A 4,171-nucleotide genomic window follows, 5' to 3' on the forward strand; every position below is an offset into this window, starting at 1 on the left:
GTTTAGCAAAACCGGACCATCTTCGTTATAGTAATGGGAGGGCAAAGAGTAAACAGCGGAAGGGGGGACATATGTATCGAAGAACAATTCAAAGGCTTCTCTGTGCGTACCTCATCGCGCTGCTTGGCCTTGTGACAGTGGGATGTGCGCCACATTCAACAAGCTCAAACCTGTTGCCGCCGCAGGCGGACAACCCGCGTGACTACGAGGAGATCGAGGTTTTCACCGCCGCCGTGGATGACCCCGCAGATGAGCATACGCTCTACAGCCGCCCCCTCAACTGGCGCAGTACCGGCGATAAGGGGACAAAATGGTGCACGGTCGACCCGTCCATCGGCATCCTGCGGGTGGGCTGGGCTCACAATGCCGAATACCATGCAGGGTGGGCGTACTTCATGCCTGGAGTGCCCAATTCGAAAATACTATCCCCATACGTATCGGCCCCGCTGTATGCCTGCGACGCCACCGGCAACGTGGTCAAGATCATTGATCCTGCCACTCTTCCTGGCATCACGATGTACGATTTCTCCGTCTCGCCGGACGGGCGCTTTGTGATGCTGTACGACGAGGATAAGGATGGCGGCGGCATCCTTGCTCTTCACATCTGGTCCGTCGAGCAGGAGAAGATCATCGCCTTATTCTATGCGGACGACAGCGAAGCTCCTGCGAGCGGCAAGAAGCAGAAGGAGCTCACAGAGACCCACCTCACCTGGGACACTCCGGCGGGGTATGGCTATTGGCACGAGGTTGCTGCGAGTGGGCAACCGTCGAGCTACACCTATACGGCAGTGGCAATTGGAGACGAGCCGATGGCTGGGGTGGAATCCTATGCAGTGATTCAGTTCATGGGCGACGCGGCGAAGAACGCCACCATCAAGAGGTACCCTGTTTCAACCGGCGTCTATATTCTAGATCTTAGTCTGCAGATGCTCGACCCGGCGACGAACATGGTCGCCTACGACGATTATCCTCACTTCATCGAATATGGGAAAGAACTCTTTGACTTTGACCGCGCCCAGACGCCGACGCACCTGTTCCTTTACAATGTCACGACCGGCACGAATACATGCATCGATGAGCTTCCCGCCTGCTACTTCTTGCCACAATGGACGGGAGCGGATACCCTGGAGTACAACGTCAGATCCGACCCTGTCGTCCGGACGGATCCCCCGTCCCCCGAGCCGCCGAACATCTACGTCTCGCGCAGGTACGTCAGTCTGCTGACACGGTCCGACTGCCTCCCTATCGTCTACTCGGTCACGTCGTCCGGAGGCGAGGAGGAGTACCACTACGCCATCATCGATCTCACCACGATGAAACTCTTCAAGGACACGGGGACACTCGCCACGTCCAAAACGGCCGGTACCCTCAAAGGCTGGCTGTTCTTCCCAAAAATAGCGCCGTGGCACCTCTACAGTGAATCGACGGAAGGGACAACAACAAGACTGAAACCAGCTGCCGGGACGACGGTCACTTCTACGACGTTCAAGGTGGGAAATAAACTCTATTCAGGCAACCAGAAGTTCACACCGTCTCAATCGCTCCTCGACGCAGTCACGGATATTTCGGGTGAGATAACAGACCCGGGGATCGTGCGCGTTATCGAGTGTACGCCCTCGTCCTCATCGAAGCCCGGCATCCAGTGCGCCGTTGACAAAATTGAAGGCGGGAGCAAGGAGTATCCCTGGTTCTACACTCGGTACACTTTTCTTTACAAAGGGACGACGGACTGCCAAATCGAGTTCAGGCAAAATCAAAAAAGCATCACGACGCTCTGCAGAAACCCCAAAGCGGGCGCTGCTCCAAGTATTATTGCGGACACACTTACTGGCGTCAACAACCTGTTCGTCCCGGTGACACCAAAGTTCAACCCGGCATTTATAGGATGGTCGCCGGACAGCAAAACGACAACGCTCACAACCGCCTTTCTGAGCCCTGGTTGACCGCACAGGCTCTTGCAGGTACCTTAGGTGGTGCAATACGCAGGGGCACCCCAGCCGGGGGACTTTTTCATTGCCCTGGTTCGATGGCGAGCGAAAGAAGGGAGTGCCGGGCCAATAGCTTCAGCCAATTTCCTCAGACCGATTCTGTTGGGCAGGCGCTTTTGAACGTATCCCGAGTGATCTCCAAATACGTTGGTCCCTTCTCGAGAAACGCTGGTCTTGGCTTACTGATGAACCCAAGTTTTTCATAGAGTTTCCATGCTTTCTTGTTGTCTGGATGGGGGTCAACACACGCTTTCGTAGCCAGATCATTGCTGAACACCTGGTCGATGACGTTGCTGAAAGCATATGCAGCAATTCCTTTGCCCTGTGCTTTCGGCAAAAGCTTGATATCCAGTCTTGCCAGATCATGTCCACGATCGATGTCGTAGAACGTTTCGCCGCAATACCCGATGTTCTCAGCATAAATACTGTAATGCCTGCTGAAGATATCCTGATTGACCCCAGTCAGCCATTGCTGGAGGCGTTCAATCGTAACGCCCAGACCCCTCGGAAAGCCTGCATAGAACATCACTTGGCCGCTGTTCCATAGCTGCATGACGTTCGGCAGATCTGATTGATCAGTCTCTTTGATTCTGATTTTGCCTGTATACACTCAACGCTCCCGTCTTGTCCGACCGTATCCTGGTGCGCACGATGGTCAGCTCAGAGTTCTCCCTTGAGGCCGATAGCCTCGGCCACTTCGCGCATGCCCATGATGGTTTCTGTGATGACATAATCCAGGTCCATGTTCAGCATGGCGGCGCCCTGCTCGATGACTTCCCGATTCACGCCGGCAGCGAACTTGTGGTCTTTGTATTTCTTCTTGACTGATTTCAGCTCGAGGTCCATGACACTTTTCGACGGCCGCATGATCGCGGTTGCGGTGATGAGGCCCGTGAGCTCGTCGATGGTGTAGAGGACCTTCTCCATGACATGTTCCGGCTTCACGTCGCAGCACAGCCCATACCCATGACTCTGGATTGCATGAATGTACTCCTCGTCAACGCCAGCCTCCTGCAGGATCTCGCGTGCCTTGTGGCAGTGCTGTTCAGGGAACCTCTGATAGTCGATGTCATGCATCAGACCGACAGCTCCCCACTTCTCCTCATCTTCACCCAGCAGACGGGCGAAATGCCGCATCACGCCTTCGACGGTCAGACCGTGGGTAATAAGGGCAGGAGAATCGTTGTACTTGCACAACAGTTGGTATGCTTCATCTCTCGTTGGTTTCAAGTTGCACTACTCCTTATCCAGATTCATTTGCATCTCGTCAAATCATACCAGATGGGTTCCAGGAAATCAACCAGGTCGGCAGGATTGGTCACCAGCTGACTGGCACCAGCAACCGTGCAAGAGGCGCTTGCACAAATCGCCTGATATCGAAATGCGTGTTTGCGAGGAGAGGAAAGCACCCCATTTTCCCCAAATCGCTTGCCATTTGTCCTCGACGCGTCATAGTATCATATTGTAGTCGTGTCGGTATGCGAACAGTGGCAGAGGGAGCGGCGTATGGCGCGGACGAAAACAACCAACGGCAGCACGACGGGGGCGAATCTGGGATTCGAGGCCAAATTGTGGGGGATGGCCGACGAGCTGCGCGGCAGCATGGATTCCGGCGAATACAAACACGTCGTCCTGGGTCTCATCTTCCTCAAGTATATCTCGGACCGGTTTGAGCAGCGGCATGTCCAGCTGGTACAGGAGATGACCGATCCTGCCAACGAGAACTACATCGCTGAGCCGGACGAACGGCGGTATGCGACAGAGGACCGCGACCAATACATGGCGATCAACGTGTTCTGGGTTCCCGAGGAGGCGCGCTGGTTCCAGTTGCGGGCAGTGGCCCACCAGCCCACTATTGGCAAGACCGTCGACGATGCAATGGCCACGATCGAACATGAAAACCCAAAACTGAAGGGTGTCCTGCCCAAGGATTACGCCCGCCCCGGTGTCGACAAGGAACGTCTCGGTCGCCTCATCGATCTCATGAGCGGCATCGGTCTCAACGACACGGAGCACGGCTCCACGGATATCCTCGGCCGCGTATACGAGTACTTTCTTGCGCAGTTTGCCAGCGCCGAGGGCAAGAAGGGCGGCGAGTTCTACACGCCGCGCTGCGTGGTCAAGCTGCTGGTCGAGATGATCGAGCCCTTCAAGGGCCGCGTCTACGACCCCTGCTGCGGCTC

4 protein-coding genes are annotated in these 4,171 nt (G+C 55.6%); 2 read left to right on the forward strand and 2 right to left on the reverse strand.

Annotated elements, in window-relative coordinates:
- Positions 1–71: 71 nt before the first annotated feature.
- Positions 72–1,943: a hypothetical protein gene (locus SMC5_RS06835; protein WP_119120115.1), complete on the forward strand. Its 1,872-nt coding sequence runs from the start codon at positions 72–74 to the stop codon at positions 1,941–1,943.
- Positions 1,944–2,076: 133 nt separating this feature from the next.
- On the opposite strand, the gene SMC5_RS06840 is transcribed toward SMC5_RS06835, so the two are convergent.
- Positions 2,077–2,598, reverse strand: coding sequence for a GNAT family N-acetyltransferase (locus SMC5_RS06840; protein ID WP_119087846.1), 522 nt, complete (start codon positions 2,596–2,598; stop codon positions 2,077–2,079).
- 50 nt (positions 2,599–2,648) lie between these two features.
- Positions 2,649–3,218, reverse strand: a complete 570-nt coding sequence (locus tag SMC5_RS06845) for an HDIG domain-containing metalloprotein (RefSeq protein ID WP_119087847.1) — start codon at positions 3,216–3,218, stop codon at positions 2,649–2,651.
- Positions 3,219–3,494: 276 nt separating this feature from the next.
- On the opposite strand from SMC5_RS06845, the gene SMC5_RS06850 reads away from it, so the two are divergent.
- Positions 3,495–4,171: type I restriction-modification system subunit M N-terminal domain-containing protein (locus SMC5_RS06850; protein WP_133299182.1), on the forward strand; the 677-nt coding region annotated here is incomplete at its 3' end.

Origin of the sequence: Candidatus Cryosericum odellii (assembly GCF_003570935.1) — a bacterium.
Taxonomy (GTDB): Bacteria; Caldisericota; Caldisericia; order Cryosericales; family Cryosericaceae; genus Cryosericum; species Cryosericum odellii.

Bases quoted from the DNA above. Each gene is read 5' to 3' on its own strand.
- SMC5_RS06835 (WP_119120115.1), top strand. From the start codon at position 72: ATGTATCGAAGAACAATTCAAAGGCTTCTCTGTGCGTACCTCATCGCG.